22 protein-coding genes are annotated in these 18,889 nt (G+C 61.5%); 8 read left to right on the plus strand and 14 right to left on the minus strand.

What is annotated here, in order from left to right; translation table 11 throughout:
- Nucleotides 1–79: 79 nt before the first annotated feature.
- From V8P86_RS05415 to V8P86_RS05430, 4 genes are all read right to left on the minus strand, one after another.
- On the minus strand, nt 80–778 hold the full coding sequence (locus V8P86_RS05415) for an RNase P subunit p30 family protein (protein WP_336326216.1): 699 nt from the start codon (nt 776–778) through the stop codon (nt 80–82).
- The gene (locus V8P86_RS05420) at nt 778–1,209 is read right to left on the minus strand and encodes an RNA-binding protein (protein ID WP_336326217.1); all 432 of its coding nucleotides are present in this window, start codon (nt 1,207–1,209) and stop codon (nt 778–780) included. The genes V8P86_RS05415 and V8P86_RS05420 overlap by 1 nt, the downstream gene beginning before the upstream one ends.
- Nucleotides 1,210–1,215: 6 nt before the next feature.
- Entirely contained in the window at nt 1,216–1,395 is a 180-nt protein-coding gene (locus tag V8P86_RS05425; RefSeq protein WP_336326218.1) for a DUF1918 domain-containing protein, read from the minus strand.
- Between the two features lie 71 nt (nt 1,396–1,466).
- Nucleotides 1,467–2,792 carry a glycerate kinase type-2 family protein gene (locus V8P86_RS05430; protein ID WP_336326219.1) on the minus strand — a complete coding sequence of 442 codons (1,326 nt, stop codon included), beginning with the start codon at nt 2,790–2,792 and terminating at the stop codon, nt 1,467–1,469.
- An 89-nt stretch (nt 2,793–2,881) separates the two neighbouring features.
- Between V8P86_RS05430 and V8P86_RS05435 the strand changes: the two genes are divergently transcribed.
- A complete protein-coding gene (locus V8P86_RS05435) occupies nt 2,882–3,568 on the plus strand; it encodes a protein sorting system archaetidylserine synthase (protein ID WP_336326220.1) in 687 nt (228 codons plus the stop codon).
- Nucleotides 3,569–3,572: 4 nt separating this feature from the next.
- Here V8P86_RS05435 and V8P86_RS05440 read toward each other — a convergent pair whose 3' ends face one another.
- The 3 genes from V8P86_RS05440 to V8P86_RS05450 form a co-directional block, all read right to left on the minus strand.
- The gene (locus V8P86_RS05440) at nt 3,573–4,718 is read right to left on the minus strand and encodes a DUF5305 domain-containing protein (protein WP_336326221.1); all 1,146 of its coding nucleotides are present in this window, start codon (nt 4,716–4,718) and stop codon (nt 3,573–3,575) included.
- Between the two features lie 48 nt (nt 4,719–4,766).
- Nucleotides 4,767–5,891, minus strand: a complete 1,125-nt coding sequence (locus tag V8P86_RS05445; protein WP_336326222.1) for a signal peptidase I — start codon at nt 5,889–5,891, stop codon at nt 4,767–4,769.
- Nucleotides 5,892–5,967: 76 nt separating this feature from the next.
- On the minus strand, nt 5,968–6,810 hold the full coding sequence (locus tag V8P86_RS05450; RefSeq protein ID WP_336326223.1) for a hypothetical protein: 843 nt from the start codon (nt 6,808–6,810) through the stop codon (nt 5,968–5,970).
- 633 nt (nt 6,811–7,443) lie between these two features.
- On the opposite strand from V8P86_RS05450, the gene V8P86_RS05455 reads away from it, so the two are divergent.
- From V8P86_RS05455 to V8P86_RS05465, 3 genes are all read left to right on the plus strand, one after another.
- Nucleotides 7,444–8,043 carry a hypothetical protein gene (locus V8P86_RS05455; protein ID WP_336326224.1) on the plus strand — a complete coding sequence of 200 codons (600 nt, stop codon included), beginning with the start codon at nt 7,444–7,446 and terminating at the stop codon, nt 8,041–8,043.
- Between the two features lie 13 nt (nt 8,044–8,056).
- Nucleotides 8,057–8,599 carry a hypothetical protein gene (locus tag V8P86_RS05460; protein ID WP_336326225.1) on the plus strand — a complete coding sequence of 181 codons (543 nt, stop codon included), beginning with the start codon at nt 8,057–8,059 and terminating at the stop codon, nt 8,597–8,599.
- 272 nt (nt 8,600–8,871) lie between these two features.
- On the plus strand, nt 8,872–9,459 hold the full coding sequence (locus tag V8P86_RS05465; protein WP_336326226.1) for a DUF7344 domain-containing protein: 588 nt from the start codon (nt 8,872–8,874) through the stop codon (nt 9,457–9,459).
- A 4-nt stretch (nt 9,460–9,463) separates the two neighbouring features.
- On the opposite strand, the gene V8P86_RS05470 is transcribed toward V8P86_RS05465, so the two are convergent.
- The 3 genes from V8P86_RS05470 to V8P86_RS05480 all read right to left on the minus strand — a co-directional run bounded on the left by V8P86_RS05470 (nt 9,464) and on the right by V8P86_RS05480 (nt 11,921).
- A complete protein-coding gene (locus V8P86_RS05470; RefSeq protein ID WP_336326227.1) occupies nt 9,464–10,309 on the minus strand; it encodes a hypothetical protein in 846 nt (281 codons plus the stop codon).
- A 39-nt stretch (nt 10,310–10,348) separates the two neighbouring features.
- Nucleotides 10,349–11,257, minus strand: coding sequence for a hypothetical protein (locus V8P86_RS05475; RefSeq protein WP_336326228.1), 909 nt, complete (start codon nt 11,255–11,257; stop codon nt 10,349–10,351).
- Between the two features lie 85 nt (nt 11,258–11,342).
- Nucleotides 11,343–11,921, minus strand: a complete 579-nt coding sequence (locus V8P86_RS05480; protein WP_336326229.1) for a response regulator transcription factor — start codon at nt 11,919–11,921, stop codon at nt 11,343–11,345.
- A gap of 376 nt (nt 11,922–12,297) precedes the next feature.
- On the opposite strand from V8P86_RS05480, the gene V8P86_RS05485 reads away from it, so the two are divergent.
- Entirely contained in the window at nt 12,298–13,095 is a 798-nt protein-coding gene (locus V8P86_RS05485) for an RIO1 family regulatory kinase/ATPase domain-containing protein (protein WP_336326230.1), read from the plus strand.
- Nucleotides 13,096–13,180: 85 nt separating this feature from the next.
- Nucleotides 13,181–14,188: a TIGR04024 family LLM class F420-dependent oxidoreductase gene (locus tag V8P86_RS05490; RefSeq protein WP_336326231.1), complete on the plus strand. Its 1,008-nt coding sequence runs from the start codon at nt 13,181–13,183 to the stop codon at nt 14,186–14,188.
- Nucleotides 14,189–14,191: 3 nt separating this feature from the next.
- Here the strand turns inward: V8P86_RS05490 and V8P86_RS05495 are convergent, their stop codons facing one another.
- Both V8P86_RS05495 and V8P86_RS05500 read right to left on the minus strand, forming a co-directional pair.
- The gene (locus V8P86_RS05495; RefSeq protein ID WP_336326232.1) at nt 14,192–14,908 is read right to left on the minus strand and encodes a type 1 glutamine amidotransferase; all 717 of its coding nucleotides are present in this window, start codon (nt 14,906–14,908) and stop codon (nt 14,192–14,194) included.
- Between the two features lie 85 nt (nt 14,909–14,993).
- Nucleotides 14,994–15,788, minus strand: coding sequence for an alpha/beta fold hydrolase (locus tag V8P86_RS05500; protein WP_336326233.1), 795 nt, complete (start codon nt 15,786–15,788; stop codon nt 14,994–14,996).
- Between the two features lie 107 nt (nt 15,789–15,895).
- On the opposite strand from V8P86_RS05500, the gene V8P86_RS05505 reads away from it, so the two are divergent.
- Nucleotides 15,896–16,384 carry an acyl-CoA thioesterase gene (locus V8P86_RS05505; protein ID WP_336326234.1) on the plus strand — a complete coding sequence of 163 codons (489 nt, stop codon included), beginning with the start codon at nt 15,896–15,898 and terminating at the stop codon, nt 16,382–16,384.
- Nucleotides 16,385–16,410: 26 nt separating this feature from the next.
- Here V8P86_RS05505 and V8P86_RS05510 read toward each other — a convergent pair whose 3' ends face one another.
- A complete protein-coding gene (locus V8P86_RS05510) occupies nt 16,411–16,821 on the minus strand; it encodes a Rieske (2Fe-2S) protein (protein ID WP_336326235.1) in 411 nt (136 codons plus the stop codon).
- A gap of 46 nt (nt 16,822–16,867) precedes the next feature.
- Entirely contained in the window at nt 16,868–18,409 is a 1,542-nt protein-coding gene (locus V8P86_RS05515; protein WP_336326236.1) for an alpha/beta hydrolase family protein, read from the minus strand.
- 122 nt (nt 18,410–18,531) lie between these two features.
- Here V8P86_RS05515 and V8P86_RS05520 point away from each other — a divergent pair, with 122 nt between their 5' ends.
- Nucleotides 18,532–18,888 (plus strand): RNA polymerase Rpb4 family protein, encoded by a 357-nt coding sequence (locus V8P86_RS05520; protein ID WP_336326237.1) that lies wholly within the window; start codon nt 18,532–18,534, stop codon nt 18,886–18,888.
- Nucleotide 18,889 lies beyond the last annotated feature (1 nt).

The following is an 18,889-nucleotide window of genomic DNA, read 5'->3' on the forward strand; positions in this document are numbered from 1 at the left end:
TCTGTCACTCGGTTGTGCGCGCCCGGGCTAAAGTATTCTGCTCCGATGTGCCCGGTGCGCGCGGCCGCGATAACGAAAATTATTCGCCGTCGTCGACTCGCCGAACGCCCGGCTCGACGTACGACTCGGATTGGCGGTCGCGGTTTCGCTCGGCGAGTCGAGCCCACTCGGCGAGGCCGTCGTCGATCGCCTCGGCATCGAAGCCGACGGCTTCGCCGACCGCACGCAGTTCCCGCGGCGCGCGAAGCTGAAGATGTGAGTGTGGATCGGCGCTGACGACGTACGGCGCGTCGTACTCGGTGACGATCTCGCGGAGTTTCCGTAACTCGCGGAGCCGTCTGACTCGGGTGCCGCCTGACTTCCGGAGCACGCCGCCGAGGTTGAACTCGATCCGCACGGCGTTTCGAGCCGCGGCTTTGGCGAGGACGTGATTGAAATCACCCTCCCCGACCATCGGATGTGCGAGCACGTCGACCTGCGGTTGTTCGACCGCGAAGCGGTTGATCGCCGGCGTGCCGCCGTGGACGGCGACGATCCGCTGGTGATCGCGGTGTGACCCGACGAACCCGCTGGCCTGTGAGGGATCGGCCGCACGGATCTCTACCCCCGGGACGATATCGATATCGTAGGTGTCGGCGATATCGTCGGGGCTGTAGGAGGCCGGTTCGTCGCCGTGGTTACGGACGACCAGTCCGTCGAAGCCGTACTCGCTGGCGGTCAGGGCGAGCCGGGCGACGGTGCTCCGTCCGTCCGAGTGTGCGTGGACGGCCTCGTACATCACAACTCGGAAAGCAGTTCTTCGACGTTCTCGATAGCAGACTCCTTCTTCGCGGGGTAGGCCTCGACCTTGCCCCGGAGGGTGATCCCGTCGCCGAGTTCGACCGCACCGTTGAACGCCGCCTGTTTATCGAGGGTGAGGAAGAAGGCACAGTTCTCGTTGACTCGGTCGTCGAGTTGGTCGACGACCCGTGAGAAGTCCTCATCGGCCAGATCACCGAGTGCGTCGAGTACGCTACGCATCCCGCTCGCGCTCTCGACCCGTGCCGAGAGGACGAGAATCCGGTCGCCGTAGTGTCCTTCCGATTCGGCGCGCTGCAGTTCGAACTCCTCGGGCAAAAACAGTCGCAGGGCGTCTTCGACCCGCTTGTCGTCTTCCGTCACGTAACAGAAGGCCCTGAGATCGATGTAGTGGAGCGGGATCGAAGACATCGCTACTTACTCGGCCGCTTCGAGGTTGTCTTCGGGGATACCGGCTTCCTGGCCCTCTTCGAAGCTGATCGTGTAGTTCTCGTCGCCGAACATCGTCTCCGAGACGCGGGTTATCTCGCCGGTCTCGCCGTCGTACTCGCTGTGCTCGTCGTGGAGAATGACCTCGTCTCCTTTCTCGAAGCTCATAGCTCACCGTTGACGACCGGCGGGTAAAAATCGACTGCATTCCCCTCGCCGTCCGGAGCGAATCCAGCGGGTCACTCCGGGCCGCCCACGAGCAGGAGTCGCAGGTCGTTGACGTTCGTTCCGGTCTGACCCGTCTCGACGAGCGCGCCGAGTTCGTCCAGATACGGATAGACATCGTTCGCGTCGAGGGCGGCCAGCGCGTCTCGTTCGTTCTCGATCACTTCGGGATCGAGAATCGCACCCGCCACGTCGGTCGATCCGTCGATCCCGTCCGTGTCGACGGCGGCGACCACTCCCCCTTCCAGATCGAGTGCGGCAGCGAGCGCGAACTCCTGGTTCGGGCCGCCCGCACCGTCGCCCTCGACGGTCACTGTCAGTTCACCACCGGAGAGCAGCGCGACCGGTGGCTCGAACGGTTCGCCCTCCGACCCGCATCGATTCGCAATCGCGGCATTGACTCCGCCAACGTCCTGTGCTTCGCCCTCGATGTCGGCCGCGAGGATCACGGCCTGATAGCCGTCCTCGCGCAGCGACGCGGCGGCGGCGTCGAGGGCGGTCTGGTTGTCCGCGAGGATGTGCGTCTCGACGCGTTCGAAGACGGAATCGTCGGGACCCGGCGTCTCCGCTCGCTCGCCGCGTTCGCCTTCTTCGAGGACGTTCTCGATCGCCTCAGAGGGATCGAGATCATAGCGGTCGATCACCCCGTGGGCATCGGTGTATGTCGTCTCGTCGGGGGTGATCGGCCCGCTGGCGATCACGTCCTCGCGGTTGCCGACCACGTCGCTAAAGAGGAGTCCGACCGTCGTCGCCGGCGCGAGTTCGGCCGCGAGTCGGCCGCCCTTGATTCCCGAGAGATGTTTGCGGACCGCGTTGATCTCGTCAATCGTCGCTCCGGAGGTGATGAGCGCGTCCGTGAGTTCGCGGTACGCGCCCAGATCGACGCCCTCGGTCGGGTGGGCCAGCAGCGCGCTCCCGCCGCCGGTGACGACGACCAGCGCGAGCGTTTCCGCCCCCACACCGCGTGCGCGGTCCCGCAGTCGTTCGGTTCCTTCGACGTTGGTCTCCGAGGGGAGCGGATGAGTCCCCTCGACGACCTCGATCCGGTCGGTCTCGGCCGGGTCGTCAGTGACGACGAGTCCGCCGTCGAGTCGGTCACCCAGCACCGCTTCGAGCGCTTCCGCGGCGGTTCCCGCCGCGTTGCCACCGCCGAGGACGAGAATCTGCTCGTAGTCGCGGAGATCGTACGTACGGTCTCCGATACGGAGCGTGTCGTCTTCGAGAGTGACGGCTTCCTCGATCACACGGCCGGGGTGAGCCGCCCCGATCCCGGCAGCGAGTGCGCGGCAGGCGTCGTCGTGGGCGGGCGAGCGGACGAGCGCGTCCCGATTCGTGATCATAGTGGATCGTCGAGCGGCGAGCATATTATCTCGGGGGGTCGGGCGGTGGAATCGCGTCCTTCTTGTACACCCTGACCGACGGTGTGGGTATGTCCCTTCGGGTGGCCGACCGACTCGGGTTGGCTGACGTGATGACACTCGCGAACGCAGCGGTCGGCGTGGTTGCCATGACGGTCGCTGTCCTTGGGGAAGTCCAACTGATCGCACAGCTGATTTTGCTGGCGGCGGTCGCCGACGGACTCGACGGCATCATCGCCCGGACCCGCGGCGGGACTGCTGTCGGCCCCTACCTCGATTCGATGGCCGACATCGTCTCCTTCGGCACTGCCCCTGCGCTCTTCGTCTTCGTCGCTGCCAACGACGTGTGGGGCCCACTCGGCGACGAGCCACTGTATTTCGCTGCCGCGGCCGGCGTCGCAGCGCTGTTTGTCGTCTTCTCGCTGGTCCGGACCGTCCTCTATACGGTCTACGTAGACGAAGACGAAAATAGGCCCGGCATCCAGAACACGCTGGCGTCCTCGATCCTCGCGGCGGCCTATCTCGCCGGCCTGACAATGGTGCCAGCGCTTCTGGCCGCGACGGTCGTCCTCTCGGTGCTGATGGTCGCGCCGGTTCCGTACCCGAAACTTGCCGCTCGCGACGCGCTCGCGATGGGGGTCGTCCAGATGGGCGCGATCGTCGCACCGACGTCACTCCAGCGGGTCTTTCCGCGAGCCTTGCTGATCGCTGCGCTCGCCTACCTCACGCTCGCCCCACGGTTCTACTGGGAAGAATAACCGACTACGACGCCTCGTCGCTGTCGTCGGTCTGATCCGCATCACCTTCGGCCGGCGGATCCACCGACGTTCCCGAGACTGCGAGGGGATCGTCACCTGGCGGATTCGGTGGTTCGTATCGATAACGGGTCTCTTCGAGCACGACCACGAACTGATTCCGAGATTCGTCGAAGACGACCCGGCGGTTGCTGTCGATAGCGACATCGACCAGCCCCTCCAGCGAGTCGATTTCGATGGGTCCCGCAGTTCCGCCGTCATCCGGAACCGTTCCCCGGCTAACCCACTCCTCGAAGGTGTCGAGATCGGACTGAAAGGCCAGCCAGTCGCGTTCGGGCTCAGACAGCGCCAGCGAGTCGGTCGCCCACAGCACGGCGAGACCGCCGAGGGCAACCAGCGAGAACACGGCGAGGATCGGGCCGCCAACGGAGCGGAGCGGCCCGTAACTCGCGGTCACTCGCTCGCGCTCTGTCTGTTCGCCGCCGTCCGCGTCGGCCGTGTCATCCGTGACGCTGTAGGTCTGGCCATCACTGTCGATCGAAAACGTATGGTTTCTCGTCTGTTCGACCGGTTCGCCGTTTCGCTGGCCGGTGAGGGTGAGCGTCGTCCGGACAGTGAACGCTGCCGTGCCCGGTGTGCCGCCTAATTGGGATTCGATCGTCTCAACCCGGCGCTGCTGGTCGGTGATATTGATCGAAAACGGCACGGTCAACTGCTCGTTCGGCCCGAGTGACTGCTCGGCGGCCGTCGCCAGTTCGCGTTCCTCACGCCAGAATTCCGTCTCCTCACTGACCGAGCGCGTCACGAGCGAGACTGTCGCGTTCGCCGAGAGTGAGCCACCCGCAGAGGCCCGATAGCTGTACCGAAACGAGCCGTTCAGTTCGGGGGCGATCGATTGCAGATAGACCGATCGGTCGGTAAGCGTTTCGCCCTCGGCGAAGACGGGCGACTCCTCCTGAACCGTTGCCTGGTGGGTATAGCTCGCGGTCGAACTCCAGGTGGCCGTCTCTCGCTGTTCGATCTCGGTTCCGGGACTGACGTGAGTCGTATACGTCACGAACCCACCCGCGAGAACGAGTACCGCGAGGACGATAGCGAACGCTGCCGCGTTATCGTCGACGAACAGCCGTAGCTGTCCCAACCACTTACTCATGCGTTATCTCATCTCGGTTATGGTGTAAAGTACTGTTGGCATTCATGATCACGACCACCACGATCTCCGTGACCGGGATCGGTCTTTGAGCCGTCTCCCGCCGAGCAGCCAGAGCCCGACGAGATAGAATGGCACTGCAACGACGGCGTTGATGACGACGATCGGAAGCCACGGATGCAGGCGATAGAGCTGTTCGATCACTGGCGTCGGGAGAATCCTGAGATAGCGGTACTGCTGGACGAACGCGCGATACGCGCCGGTTTCCTCCGGTGCGGAGATAGTGACTGTCGCGTTCTCGGCAGACCTGCTGTCGAGTTGGAGTTGACGTGGTTCGGTATCGATCCGTTCACCGGTCGGTTCGAGGAAGACGACCGTCGAAATGATACCGGTGTTCCGGACCGAGTAGTTGAACGACTCGGTCGTCCCCTGCTCGATGACGGTCGGCGAATCGCTCTCGAACTCCGCGCTGACGATTCCGAACTCCTGTGATCCCGCGGGAACGATCATCGCAGCCGTCACACCCGCGACGACGACCAGCGTCAGCACCGCCATCAACTTGTGCGAACTCGTCCCGGTCTCGCGGCCCCGATCCCGGTCCCGCCGCCGGTCGTCCTCGAACCGTCCCGCGATGACGTACAGGACGACCGAGCCCCCCAACATGAGATGGGCCAATCCTTGCGTCCCGAGAAGCGCTCGCGTCCCGAATAGCTGTGCGAGTTGCACCTGTACCGAACTCATCGTCGACTGCAGCCACATCACAGCGCTCCCGACGAACGGAATCGTCAGCACAGCTCCCCCGGGTTGCCACGCGACTGCGCGGACTTGGGCCTCATCGACCGGCGGCTCGCCGCCGTCCTGATCGGTAAACGGGTTGTTGTCACCCTGCGTGATGTACCCTTCCTCGGTCACGTCGACGACGCGGTGGGTCGTCAGCCCGCCGCCCTGAATCTCTTCGGCCTCGAAGACGACGACATCACCCTCCTCTACGTCTCCCGCCAGTTCCGGCGGGACCGCGACGAATCCGTCGCCGACATCGATCGTCGGCTCCATGCTGTCGGTCGTGACGAAACTCAACAGGATCGGCTGGCCGAGAAACTGGCCGACGAGCAGTGCAAGGACGATCAACACCAGCCCGATCTGGCTGGCGGACCAGACGAGTTGTTTCGGTTCCATGTGAGATCGATCTTCGTGTCTGTGTGAGGCCAGTCTTCTCGGCCGGAGACGGGGTTTCGGTTCTTGGGGCGGGAGATTACTCGGGATCGAACGTATCGAGTGCCGGGCTGTTCAGTGCTGTTTGGATGTCGATATCGCCGTTGCCGCGCTGGGCCGCCCTTCGATTCGGATGGGTGAAGGAAACACCCTGCCCTTGCAGTTCGACCCCCACGAGTTCGTACCCGTTTCCGAGATCGGTTTCGAGTCCTCCTCGCGGGACCGTCCAACTCCCGGAGACGCGTTCGACGGTTCCGTTCTCGTTCATAATCGCAAGCTCCGCCCGGACCCGCTGCCCGGCCGTCACGCGTTCACCGAGGCGCATGCCGGGGGCAGATTGTGCCGTCGTGGCAGTCGACATGCCCCCGCGCTGGGAGTGTTTGAGTTCGAGATTATCGAAGGGATTGCTGACACAGAGGACGGTGAACTCGCGTGATGTGGTCTCGCCGTCGATTTCTGCCTCGACGCTCGTCGCTTCCACCTCGACTGTGATGCCGACCCGTTCTTTGGCGATGAACGCGTCGTTGCAGGTGAGTCGGCCGGTGATATCCGCGTTCGATCCGGCCCCGACGTTCGTGGGCCTGCCCGTGAGATCAACCCCGATGGTGTCGCTCTCGGATTCGACGCCCGTGACTTCCAGCGGGCTGTCGAGCCGGTTTTCGATCTCGACCAGTGAATGTTCCGGGTGCCCCTCAACGCTTATAACGAAATCGAAGGGGGCGTGCGGAACTTCGTCGTAGCCGACGTACGCGTTCTCGTCGTCGGCAACACCCACAGAGACGCCACGGTCGGCAGTCGTCGAGGTGAACCCGAGGCTCCCAGAGACGAGGAGCAGGGCAGCGGTGATCGCCAACCCCAGACTCAGGAGACGTAACGTGTTCATGGATCCAGACCCGACACAGTTTCTTGATTGTGATACCCAGTTTCTTCAGCTGTCATGTCCCGACCAGTGCTGGAGAGTGATTTCCGTTGGAGTGTCGTACTGCACAGCACATAAACCCGAACGATATTTTACCGCAAAAATAATCAGATATCGGATAGTAGAATTAGTATTCTGCTCTGGTGAGAAAGAGAGGACAGCGAAAAGGCCCCTCCAAGGATTGTGTGGCGACAATCGGCAGACCGTATTATTGAACAGAACTTACCAACTACATATATTTTATACACTCGTTCTGTCGCTGCCGGTCGATCAGGCGGAGTCAGATGCGTTTTGACACTGTTTCAGTCACCCACTGATGGCAAATCGGAGCAGATCAGTTCGAGGATGAGAGTGATCTCTCGTTCAGAAATCGGTTCAGGCCTGTCTTGACACAGGTGGAAAGTCAACTTGGTCGCCTCATGGAGGGCCTGTCAGTGCTCAGCCCGAGGCTGTCGTGATTCAGGAAGGGTTGGATTTCCGCGCCGATTCTTTCAGGTGGATTGATACAACAGGGGTAGCGGATAGAGGTAGAGACGAGTTCGTCGGTGGCAGTCCACGCGGGCTGGCACGCGGCGAGCAATAACGGTGATCACAACTATGGAACGACGCAAGTTCTTGATCGGCGCAGGATCGCTCGCTGCCGGCGGGGCAGCTGCACTAGGAAGCGGCGCGTTTACGACGGTCGAAGCAGACCGAGAGCTTTCAATCGAAACCGCTGGCGATGCTAACGCGTTCCTGAGTATCAAAAGGGCGACTGACGGGAGTAATGTGTACCCCAACGCAGAGGAATACGTAGAGGGCAACCAGAATTCGGGAACACTCCGTCTCGACTTCACCAACGCTGATGACACCGCGGATGCATCGGCGTCCGGTATCAATCAGAACGCGAAGACGGTTTTCGACAATCTGCTCGACATCACCAACAACGGAACCCAGGAGGTGGAAATTTCCGTCGATTCCGATCTGATCGCCTCACAGGGAGGTTCGTTAGGAGTGTACGCGGAGAATACACTCGGCGATGGCGGTAGCGATAACACCGGCCTCAGCAGCAGCGATACAGGCCAGACAGCGACGCTGGGGGTCGGTGATAGTCTGACGAACATCGGTGTCTACGTCCCGAAGGGTAAAGCCGTGGAAGACCTGAGCGGTGGCACTCTCACCATCGTTGCTGAGCGCACAGGCGGAAATCAAGACTAACCGATAAATTACCATGAAACGGCGTAGTTTCCTCGCAGGCGTTGGGGCGTTTGCCAGTGCCGGTGGCTTTGCGCTCGGCACTGGCGCGTTCACCAGCGTCAGCGCCGAGCGAAAAGTTTCTATCGCTGTTGCGAGAGACTCCCAGGCCTTCCTGCAAATGCTGCCAATTGATGATGAAGGCCTCAGCGGAGAGAATACTGGCCGTTCATTCGCCAACGGGCACGAAGTCGAATTCGAGATCCCAGGCGACGAGAACGGCGAGAACTCGAACGCCGCCGGCCTTGGACTGGACTCGATCTACGAGTTCCACGATCTACTCGAAGTAGCCAACCAAGGCACACAGCCAGTCACGCTGTCGAGCACCTACGATGGTGACGCTCTGGCGGATCTCGCGCTCGTCACCGACAACGGCGTTCTCCGGGACGATCCGCCCACGCTCGATGTGGGAGATAGCATCGATGTTGGCCTGTACATCGACACACATGGATCAGATCTCGGTGCGTTTGACGAGACGCTGACGATCGTCGCCGAACGCGTCGCCGGAAATCAGAACTGAGCCGACGTACCATCCCGCGGCCACATCTTAGGACGGACTCGGCGTGTATTTTTCCGGAAAGGTTGGCTCTCGTCGAGGGTCGAATTCAGGATAGTTCTTGGACAGACAGAATTTCTGCTCGAAAAGAGACAGCTTGCTACAAAGATATAAGCCGTTTTGTGACATTTACAAGCACAGTTAAGATAGCTTGTGTTATTCTCATTTGTGAATTTGATACTGTCATTATGGTTTATACTACAGACGGACTACGCTAAATATGTGCCAACGGCAACATGAGTGCCACGAAAGATCCTGCCCAACAGTCCCCTGCCGACGAAGCCGAGACGATGACCCACGACGACTGCTTCGAGTTACTGAGCAACCACCGTCGTCGGTTCACGCTGCATTATCTCCAGCAGTCAGAGAACGGGACCGAACTGGGCGAGCTAGCCGAGCAGGTCGCCGCGTGGGAAAACGATATTCCCCGAGAGGAGATTTCCTACGACCAGCGCAAACGGGTCTACACATCCCTCCAGCAGGTTCACCTACCGCGGATGGACGACGCTGGGGTGGTGGAGTTCGACGACCGGGAGGGAATGATCACGATGGGCCCCGCGTCCGACGAGGTCGAGATTTACATGGAAATTGTCAGCGGGCGAGAGATTCCCTGGAGTCTCTTCTATACCGGCCTCGGACTCGTCAATTTCGGGGTAATCGCTCTCGTTGCGCTCGGACTCCCCCTCTTCGGCCTGCTGTCGGGGATCGAGGCTGCAGTCTTCGTCGCGACGACGTTTCTGGTCACGTCGCTGGCTCATCTCTACATCACCAGAACGGAAATGCGGCTGGGTGCGAGCGACGGCCCGCCCGAAGCGGGAGAGTGATCCGCTACGGTTCGACGACCGCGACGTAGGCGTACACAATTATGAACGCCAGCGAGTAGCCGAGGAGATGGATGTACACGTCGAGAATGCCCGTCCCCACGGTAACGAACCGGCGGAAACCGACGAACGGATACGAGACGATCAGTCCGAAGCCAGCGCCAGCGAGTTCGGCGTAGCCGAATCGGTCGAATCCCTCACGGATCGTGTCGAGCGTCGGGTACTCTCCTCGACGCAGCCAGAGGAGAACGTACCCCACCCCGAGACCGAGCGATACGATGGCGATTTCCAGCCGCCACGCCCGAGAGGGAAGAGTGATCAGCGCGATGGCCCCCATCATCACGAACAAAAGCGCCGGGGCGTACCGTGTACTGGTTCCGCCGGCAAAATGTCGTCCGGCATAGATGATCCACGCGACACAGAGCAGCCCGAAAAAGCCCGCATTGATCCCCGAAAAGCCGAGAATCTCCCGCTGGCGGGGAAAAAGCAGTTGCATCACGGAAAGCGCGAACGGAAAAACGGTAAACAGCATCACGAACGCCACCGCAAAGAGCTGTCGACGACGGCTGAGTATGCAGAGGAGATAGGTAACGGGCACGACGACGAGATAGACCAGCAGATTCCCGAGGAGATGAAACTGCTGTCGGTGGACGAAATGAGCCGCATACGCGGTCCGGACGGTTGGTTCGGCAGTCTCGAACACGAACCGTTCCCGTATCGAAAGTGGGAGAAAGAACAGTCCAGCGAGAATCAGCGGAACGGAGACGAGTACCGCGATATCGACCGGACGGGCCTCCGAGGCAACCGCTCGCCGAAATCCCAATCCCGTATCCAGTGAATCCGATCCGGTCATCGTTGTGTTCGTGCAGGTGTGAGTGGACACACAATGGTGTTACGACATCTCTCCGGAGACGAGACGCCGCAGGGCGACTCCACCCAGCGCACCACAGATCACCCCCGAGACTAGAAGCAGGATCCATCTGACGCTGGCAAGACTGGTCTGTGTCGTGTCAGGAGCGGTTCCCGGTTCAGTCACCGAACCCGCTGTTGTTCCGCCCCCACCGGGACGTTGATCGGGGCCAGCACCACCGGGCCCGACTCCATCTCCGAATATCGATCCCGGATCAATGTTTGGGAGCGGGATGTCTGGAATGTCGGGCGGCGGATCAGCCGTCGGCGGGTCTTCCGACCCGTCCTGCTGGTCGCCACCAGGGTCGGTCGGAGTATCGTCGGGATCACTCGGACCGCCCTCGGCCGGAGTGCCCTCAGCGCCGCCTCCGTCGGTCGAACCTGCTGGATCGACAGGAATCTGTTTCGTGTCGTCTGCGCTGTCAGTTCCCACCCCGCGAATCCCAACCCGGAATACGTCGAACTCCGCGAGTGGGGAGTCAGTTTGTGTCGTATCGAGGAGAATCCCAACTCTGACCGCGTCACCGCTCGTCATCGTCATGGTTTCTTTATCGTCGATCTGCTTCCCTGGATTCGGCCCGCGGTAGAACTGGACACCGGAGACAGGCGCTTCGAGCCAGACCGTGGCGGATCCGGGCCCAGTATACGTAATCTCGAAGACTGAATCAATGGTCGTAATAGCCTCGTCGTTGAGCCCACGCTCCCCGTGACCGACCCGGATCTGGAGTTGTTCTCCGTCGGTGGCGCTGGTGTAAGCCCCATCGTGAGCCGAGGTTGCGGACAGTTGGAGATCGTCCGTCGTGGGTGATTGTGCGCTCGGCGCTCCCGTCGTAGGAAATAAGAGGAGACAGAGCCCAGCGAAGACACAGACGACGAGTAGAAATCGTTTCATATTCGCACCGCCTCTCCGCGAGCGTACGGCTCTGACTGCCGTAGTATTGTGCTGCCTGACTCGTCTCTGGCGGTGCCAGAGGCGGTTACGTCCGTTCTGGCAGGAGTGCGTCGATGTTCTCGACGGTCGCTTCGAGATACGGATCCTCGTTGACGTCACCCAGCGTTGTCTCCTCTCGAAGCTGATCGAACTCCTCGCGGAGTTCGGCGTAGCGGTCGCTTCGTTCGAGTTGTTCGTACCCCAGTTTGGCTTCGAGTGTCGCTAGTTTCGAACCAACTTCGACGATCCGCTGGATCTGTGCGTCCAGTTGCTCCCGCCGGAGCAATCGATCGATCGTCTCGCGCAGTTGGTCGCCGGAAACCGGTTTGACCAGATACTCGTCGAACGCCATCGTGACGATATCGAGATCCGGATCGACGGCCGTCACCATGACGACCCGACAGTCGACGCCGCGCTCGTGTATCCGTTCGAGCACCTCGTCACCGTGCATTCCCGGCATCCGCCGATCGAGTAACACGACATCGACCCATTCGCCCAGGGCATCGAGTGCCGCTTCCCCCGACTGGACAGTCCGGACTGAGTAGCTGTCGGCCAAGTGCTTTCGGTACGTTTCGACAACCTCTGGCTCGTCATCGACGATCAAAACTCCTGAATCCCCCGTCATCTATCAACAAGTTTGGCCGATCAGTAATTAATCATACCATTGGAATACGTCAGGTCGGCGTCCAAAACCGTCGACAGACTCGTACCGACGTGTGACTATTCGGATTGCACAAGGGAAAAGTGGGGGAACAACCCCCAGCGTGTGACACTACGGAGCCAACTGGCTCCAAATAACGATATGGCGTCGAGAGGAATAAGATTGCTGGAAGGCTATCAGATCTGATTTTGGCCGGTCCAGTGAGACGGGGTACCGTGCTGCCGCCGGAAAACAGCAGAACAGCGTGCCTGGTCAGCGGAGACTGGTTCGAGTTTCGCGGCGTTTCAGAGCGGTAACATCTCCCGGAGTTATATACGCGGCGGACATGAACAGAAGATAGATGGCAATCCGCGATCTGCTCAGGGGGGCCGTACCCGACGAGGAACTCGAATCCGTCGGCGAAGAGACGGCAATCCGTCACGGCGAGTCCTTCGAGTGCGTTCGGCTGCTGGACGCGGACAACTGGCTCTCGACGCCCGCGGTCGTCAACGAGCAGTTTTTCGTCAAGATCATCAGCGGTCAGAACACGCTCGTCCACGGTCTGCTGACGACCGGCCGGAACATCGGTGTCTTCGCCAGCGGCTCCGAAGGCTTCTTTCAGCGGTTCGGGACGCCCTATGCGATGGCCGAACACGAACTCGAATCGACCCGAAAGATGCGAGAACTGGGCGTCAACGTCCCCGAACCGCTCGAAGCCTTCGAGCACGAGGGGTACGGCGTCGTCGTCCTCGAATACCTCCCTGATTTCGAGACGCTCGACGAACTCGATTTCTCGGCCGTCGAGTCGTACGCCCCCGATCTGTTTTACGCCCTGTCACGGATGCACGATGCCGAACTCGTCCACGGCGACCTCCGGGCCGAGAACGTTCTGATCGCCGGCGGAGAACTGTACTTCATCGACGCGACGAAAGTCAACGCCGACGGGATCAATGACGCCCGCGCGTACGATATCGCCTGCGCGCTGGCCGCACTCGAACCGATCATCGGTGCTGGGACCACGGTCGGTGTTGCGACCGAGTACTACGACAGTGACGTACTCGCCTCCGCAGAGGGGTTTCTGGACTTCGTCAACATCCGACCGGACCACGATTTCGACACGCTCGCGATCAAAGGCGAGATCCACAAACAAGCCGACTGAGTCCAAATCGCCAATCGTTTCACTCCGCTGAAACTCGCGGCCGCGGTAACCTACTACTATATACTGCGCCTCGTAAAGAGAGAGTATGACAGACCGAGACGTGTTCCTCTCAGTCGGGGCACAGCCGTCACTCGACGCGATGGTCGACCAGATCGAACTGGCCGAACAACTGGGCTACGACATGGCCTGGGCACCCGAAACGTGGGGCCGCGATGCCGTCACACTGCTCGCGACGGCCGCTCACCGCACCGAAGAGATTGGTCTCGGGACGAGCATTCTCAACACCTATTCGCGCTCACCCTCGCTGCTCGGCCAGACCGCTGTGACGCTGCAGGAAGCCAGCGACGGTCGGTTCCGACTCGGTGTCGGCCCCAGCGGTCCCATCGTGATCGAAAACTGGCACGGCGAGGACTTCGGTAACCCCCTCCGCCGGACCCGCGAAACCGTCGAGATCATTAAACAGGTCCTCTCGGGCGAAGAAGTGTCCTACGAGGGCAAATACTTCGATCTCGATGGCTTCCGACTGCGCTGTGATCTGCCCGAGACGATCCCGAAAGTCGACGCCGCAGGGCTAGGGCCGAAGGCCGTCGAGATGTGCGGTCGCTTCGCCGACGGCTGGCACGCGACGACCTTTACCCACGACGGACTGGCCGACCGGATGGACGATCTCGAACGCGGCCTCGAACTCGGCGACCGCGATCCGGAGGAGTTCCGGACGACCGTCTCTGTGACCTGCCTCGCTCTGGACGACAGCGAGTACGCCCGCGAACAGGTCACCCAACATCTCGCCTTCTACCTCGGCGGGATGGGTACGTACTACCGCGACAGCCTCGCCAGACAGGGTCACGAGGATCTGGCGCACACGATCTACGACGCCTGGCAGGACGGCGACCGCGAGCACGCCCAGCAACTCGTCAGGGAGGAACTCCTCTCGGAGATGGGCGTTGCAGGCACGCCGGAGGAGGCCCGCGAACAACTCGACCAGTACGAGTCGATCGAGGGCGTCGATGCGGTCTACACCTCCTATCCTCGCGGCGCGGACGTCGACGAGATCAAACAGACGATGGAAGCGCTCGCGCCTGATCGGTCCTAACACTCAGTCACTGGCGACGCTCGATTGCGTACCGCCTTCCTCGCGCTGTCGGCGGACGAACCGTGTGAAATTCTCGAACAGCGTCTTCGTTCGGCAGGCAGCAGCGTAGTTCTCTTCATCGATCCCGTCGAGGATCGACTCGCGGCGCTCGGCCGAGAGTTGATCCTTGCCACGGGTGATCTTTCTGGCGGTCTGCATGTCGTACTCGGGGTGGAACTGAACGGCAAAGACCGATCCGTTCCGGAAGCCGTGGATTCCGTAGTCGTTTTTCGCCAGCAACTCCGCGCCCGGCGGCAAATCCGCGACGTGATCGGAGTGAGTGGTGAAGGCGGTGAACCGGTCGTCGATGCCCTCGAACAGCACCGAGTCACCGTCGTGTTCGATCTCTCTGTACCCAATCTCGTACTCACCCATGTCGGCGACGCTGCCGCCGAGCACGTCGGCGAGCAACTGGTGGCCGTAACAGACGCCAAGAAACGGCATTCCAGTCTCGATGGCCTCGCCGACCCACCGCTTGAGGTCGCCGATCCACGGCTCGTCCCAGTAGACAGAGGCCCGCGACCCCGTCACGAGAGCGGCGTCGAACGCGAAGCTATCGGGCAGGTCGCCGTCGGTGACGTTGTACTCGACGAGGTCGGCGTCGATTTCCCGCCGGAAGTTCCGCCGGGTATGGTCACCGTCGTGGGCCGCATTCAGCAGCGCAATTCGCAATCGACTCATTGCCAGTCCGTAGTCGATGACCGTATATAAACTTCCCAGCGCTGGCGAGTTCTGCCGCGCTCACGGTCACGCCTCTCGCTGCCGCTCACTCGGATCGGTGTTCGTCGACGAACTCGTCGAGTCGGTCAGTGACAGCGCGAGCGTGTTCGACGTGGGCGAGTCGTCGTCCTTCGACCGCCTCGAACTCGCCGCGAGGGAGGTCCTCGGCGAGTTCCCTCCCGACTTCGGGGTCAACCACCGGATCCTCGACACCGTGAAAGACCAGCGTCGGCACCGTGAGTTCGTACAGCGGTCCGGCCTCGAACGATTCGACGGCGGCGGTCTGTGCGTCCAGTCCAGCACCGAGTGAATCCTCCTCGCTCCGCCACTCGACGATCTGCTCGCAGGCCTCAGATTGGCGAAATGCCTGTGAGAACGCACCATCGAGTGTGTCTCGGAACGCCGCCGGAGCGCTGTCCCCACTCGTGTCGTCCGGGTCGGGGAACAACCGCCGGAGCGCAGCAGTCTCGACCTGCTCGCCAGATGGCGCGGTTCCAAATAGCGACAGCGACGCCGCGCGACCGTACTCCCGGGCGTACCGAAGCGCGATCATCCCCCCCAGTCCGGCCCCGACGACGTGGACCCGGCGGACCGAATTATCGGCAAGAACCTCCTCGAGGTCGGCGGCGAGGCGGTCGACGTCGTACGGACCTGCCGGCGTGTCGGACTGGCCCGTTCCCCGGAGATCCCAGACCAACGTCTCGTAGGGACCGGCCAGCGCGTCGTACTGCCAGGCCCACTGCCAAGCGCCGAAGCCACAATCACCTACGAAGGCAATGCACTCGCCGTCGCCGGCAGTTTCGGAGAAGAGGTCGACACCGTCGTCGGTGGTCGTGTACACAGTCGAGAGTTCGGCAACTGCGGTCAAATGTGTGTTGGAACGAGCGAGACGGCCGGATGAAACAGCAGTCACAACTGACATGTACCGGTGTGCCAATTTGTGCGGATATGGCAGAAAACACCGATACTGCAACGCTGACATCGTCGTACACCGAGATGACGGAGATGCTCTTGCCGAACGACACGAACGCGCTCGGTCGCGCACTCGGTGGCGCAGTCCTCCACTGGATGGACATCTGCGGTGCCATCGCCGCACTACGTTTTAGCAATCAGGCCGTCGTGACCGCCTCGATGGATCACGTCGACTTCAAAGGCCCCATCGATCTCGGCGAAATTGCCGTTATCGAAGCCTACGTCTACAACACCGGCGAGACGAGCATCAACGTCAAAGTCGACGTGCGCGCGGAAGATCCTCGGGAAAACGAGATTCGCGAGACGACCTCGTCGTTTTTGACTTTCGTCGCTATCGACGACGACGGGAGCCCCACAGCAGTCCCCGACCTCGTCTGCGAGACTGAAAACGAGGAGATACTCAGAGAGGAGGCCAAGAGCCAACGTAAAGAAGAACTCGAATCGCTCGTCGAGCGACTGGAGTGAGTCCCAAGACTCCGTTCCCGTACCAATCAAAAGCGCAGGTGTGATGTCGAACTCGGGTCATCGTCGTCGTCGACTCCCCCTTCGTGAACGAATTCGTACTCGTCGTCGGTGAGGAACACGTCGCCGCGATTGACCGAAACCTGCACGGCCCACAGTTCCGATCCGGCGGCGGGGCCGTTCTCACAGCCACCGCCGCAGGCGTCGAACACCGATCCGTGCTTCGGACAGACGATGCCGCCGTCACGCAGGACCGCGCCGATGTCGCCGCCGCGGTCGAGTCGCTGCTCCTCGTGGGTACATCGGTTCACCCACGCTTCGACGCCATCCTCGCAGGGAACGAGTGTCACTTCGGTCTGCTCACCGCTGCCGTCGGTCGCGGTGAACAGCCACGAGCCCTCTTCGTGGACGGTCTCGACTGCTGTCAAACGCGTTGGCACGTCCTCAGGAACGGGTGTCTCGATCAAAAATCCACCGTCGTCGCAGTCACCTCGATCCCAACAGCCCACCAACGTGCATCGCTCGGGAGTCCCCTGACGGATCCTCGACGAAGCCCGTGATATCGTCGATCACGCGCTCGGCGACTGGACTGTTCGGTTCGACGTACTCCGCACGCGTCCGGCGGCCCTCGCTGACCTGCAGGAGATGGTTCAGATCCGGGTATTCGATGATCCGCGCGTTGGCTTTGTCGGCGAGGGCCTCGCGCCAGATGGGGAGGTCGTCTTCGATGGTGACCTGCCAGTCCTGCCCACCCTGTAAGAGCAACACCGGAGTGTCGAGTTCGGCAACCGTCTCGGTGTGATCGTACGACTGGAGGCTCTCGTAGAACTCACGGCCGCCGAAACGAACGATTTCGTCGTCACCGAGGTCGAGCGAGCGGATCTGCTCGGCTTCAGCCTCCACCTGTGCGAGTTGTTGTTCGCGCTGGACGCCGGAGACCCCCTGCAAATCGAGCAGGTGTTTGGCCTGATCGACGATGGTCGTCGCGAACGACCGTGCGGGACCAGGTGCGAGCATCACCGTCCCGGCGAGGTTGCCGTCGCGGGCGGTGATCCGCGGCGCGAACAACCCGCCGAAACTCTGTCCAGCCACGAATATCCGCTCGGGGTCGGTTGCTTCGTGAGATCTGAGTCGATCGATCGCAGTGAGCGCATCCGCAGTCACGATATCGTCGACCGTCGCGTCGGCGTGGTCGACCGGACAGGCGAACGTGCGTTTGTCGTAGCGCAACACGGCAACGCCTCGCGTCGCCAGCCCCCACGCCAGTTCTTTGAACGGCCGATTCGGCCCCGTCGTCACGTCTCGATCCTGCGGGCCGTTGCCGTGGACGAGGACGACTCCGGGAACCGGTTCGTCGGCATCTGCAGGGCGTGTGATCGTCCCGCCGAGCGAACAGTCGAGCGGCGTCTCCAGTTCAATCTCCGTCTCGGTGATAGCCGTCTCATCGACGTAGTCGGGTGGGGACCACTCGGGAATCGGCGTCGCGATGAGCCGACGGATTCCCTCGTCACCGTACGTGAGCGCCACCTCGACCTCTCTGTCACCGTCGACGATCCAGAGAGTGATGTTGTCGTTTCCGGCGTTGTTGCTGGTGTAGGCGACGGATCGGTATCGCTCCGGGGGGCCATCGAGCGCCAGTGCGTTTTGCCACTCCTCGACGATGTCGGTCGGTGTCTGCGGACTGCGCTCCAGCGCATCCACAACGGCGGGACTGAGCCACTGCGTCGCCGTCTCGGTTTCTCCGGCCGCAAGTAGGTCGACGAACTCTCGGGAGTACTCTCTGAGTGCGGTGTGATCGCCGAACGCTTCGGGGACAGATTGGTCGGGGCTATTCGCGTCGTTTTCGTCACGCTGGTCTGTTTCGTTTCCGTCGGCCGTCTCGTTTTGCTCATCCGGATCGTCACCGGAATCGTCCCCGCCAAGACAGCCGGCGAGTGCGGCCGCCGAGCCAGTTGCGAGGGCTGCGAGAAGCCGACGCCGAGACAGCGTCGACGGAGCACGAACGACAGCGCGAGGAATCCGTGTCATACTCCCGGGTACGAAGACGGGCATACTGTACGTACCGCCGCGTTTCGCGGTCAGAAGCTCGTCACCGTTTCCGAAGGTATTTTGCCCTCGGTTGTCTACACCGTACAAATTAGCGTCCAGTTATGAGCATCTTCAAAGAGAAAGTCGACGAGGAGTATCTCACCGTCGCAGAGACCAAAGAGATTCTCGAAGGGATCGAGATGGACCGAGCCGAAGACGAAGACCGCGAGATGCGCTACGAACTCTCCCGAGCGATCGAACACGTCAACCGCTTTGCGGTACTCGACCCAGAAGAGGCACGCGAGTTCGTCGACGAACTGCTCGAACTCGAAAAGGTCGACGACAAGACGGCACACAAGATCGTCGATACCAAACCGCTCGACCGTGACGAACTCCGCGCGCTGTACGCCCAGGAGCGGTACTCGCTGTCCGGCGACGAACTCGACGACATTCTCGATGTCGTCAAAAAGTACGCCTAAA

This window comes from Halovenus anhuiensis (assembly GCF_037080055.1).
Taxonomy (GTDB): domain Archaea; phylum Halobacteriota; class Halobacteria; order Halobacteriales; family Haloarculaceae; genus Halovenus.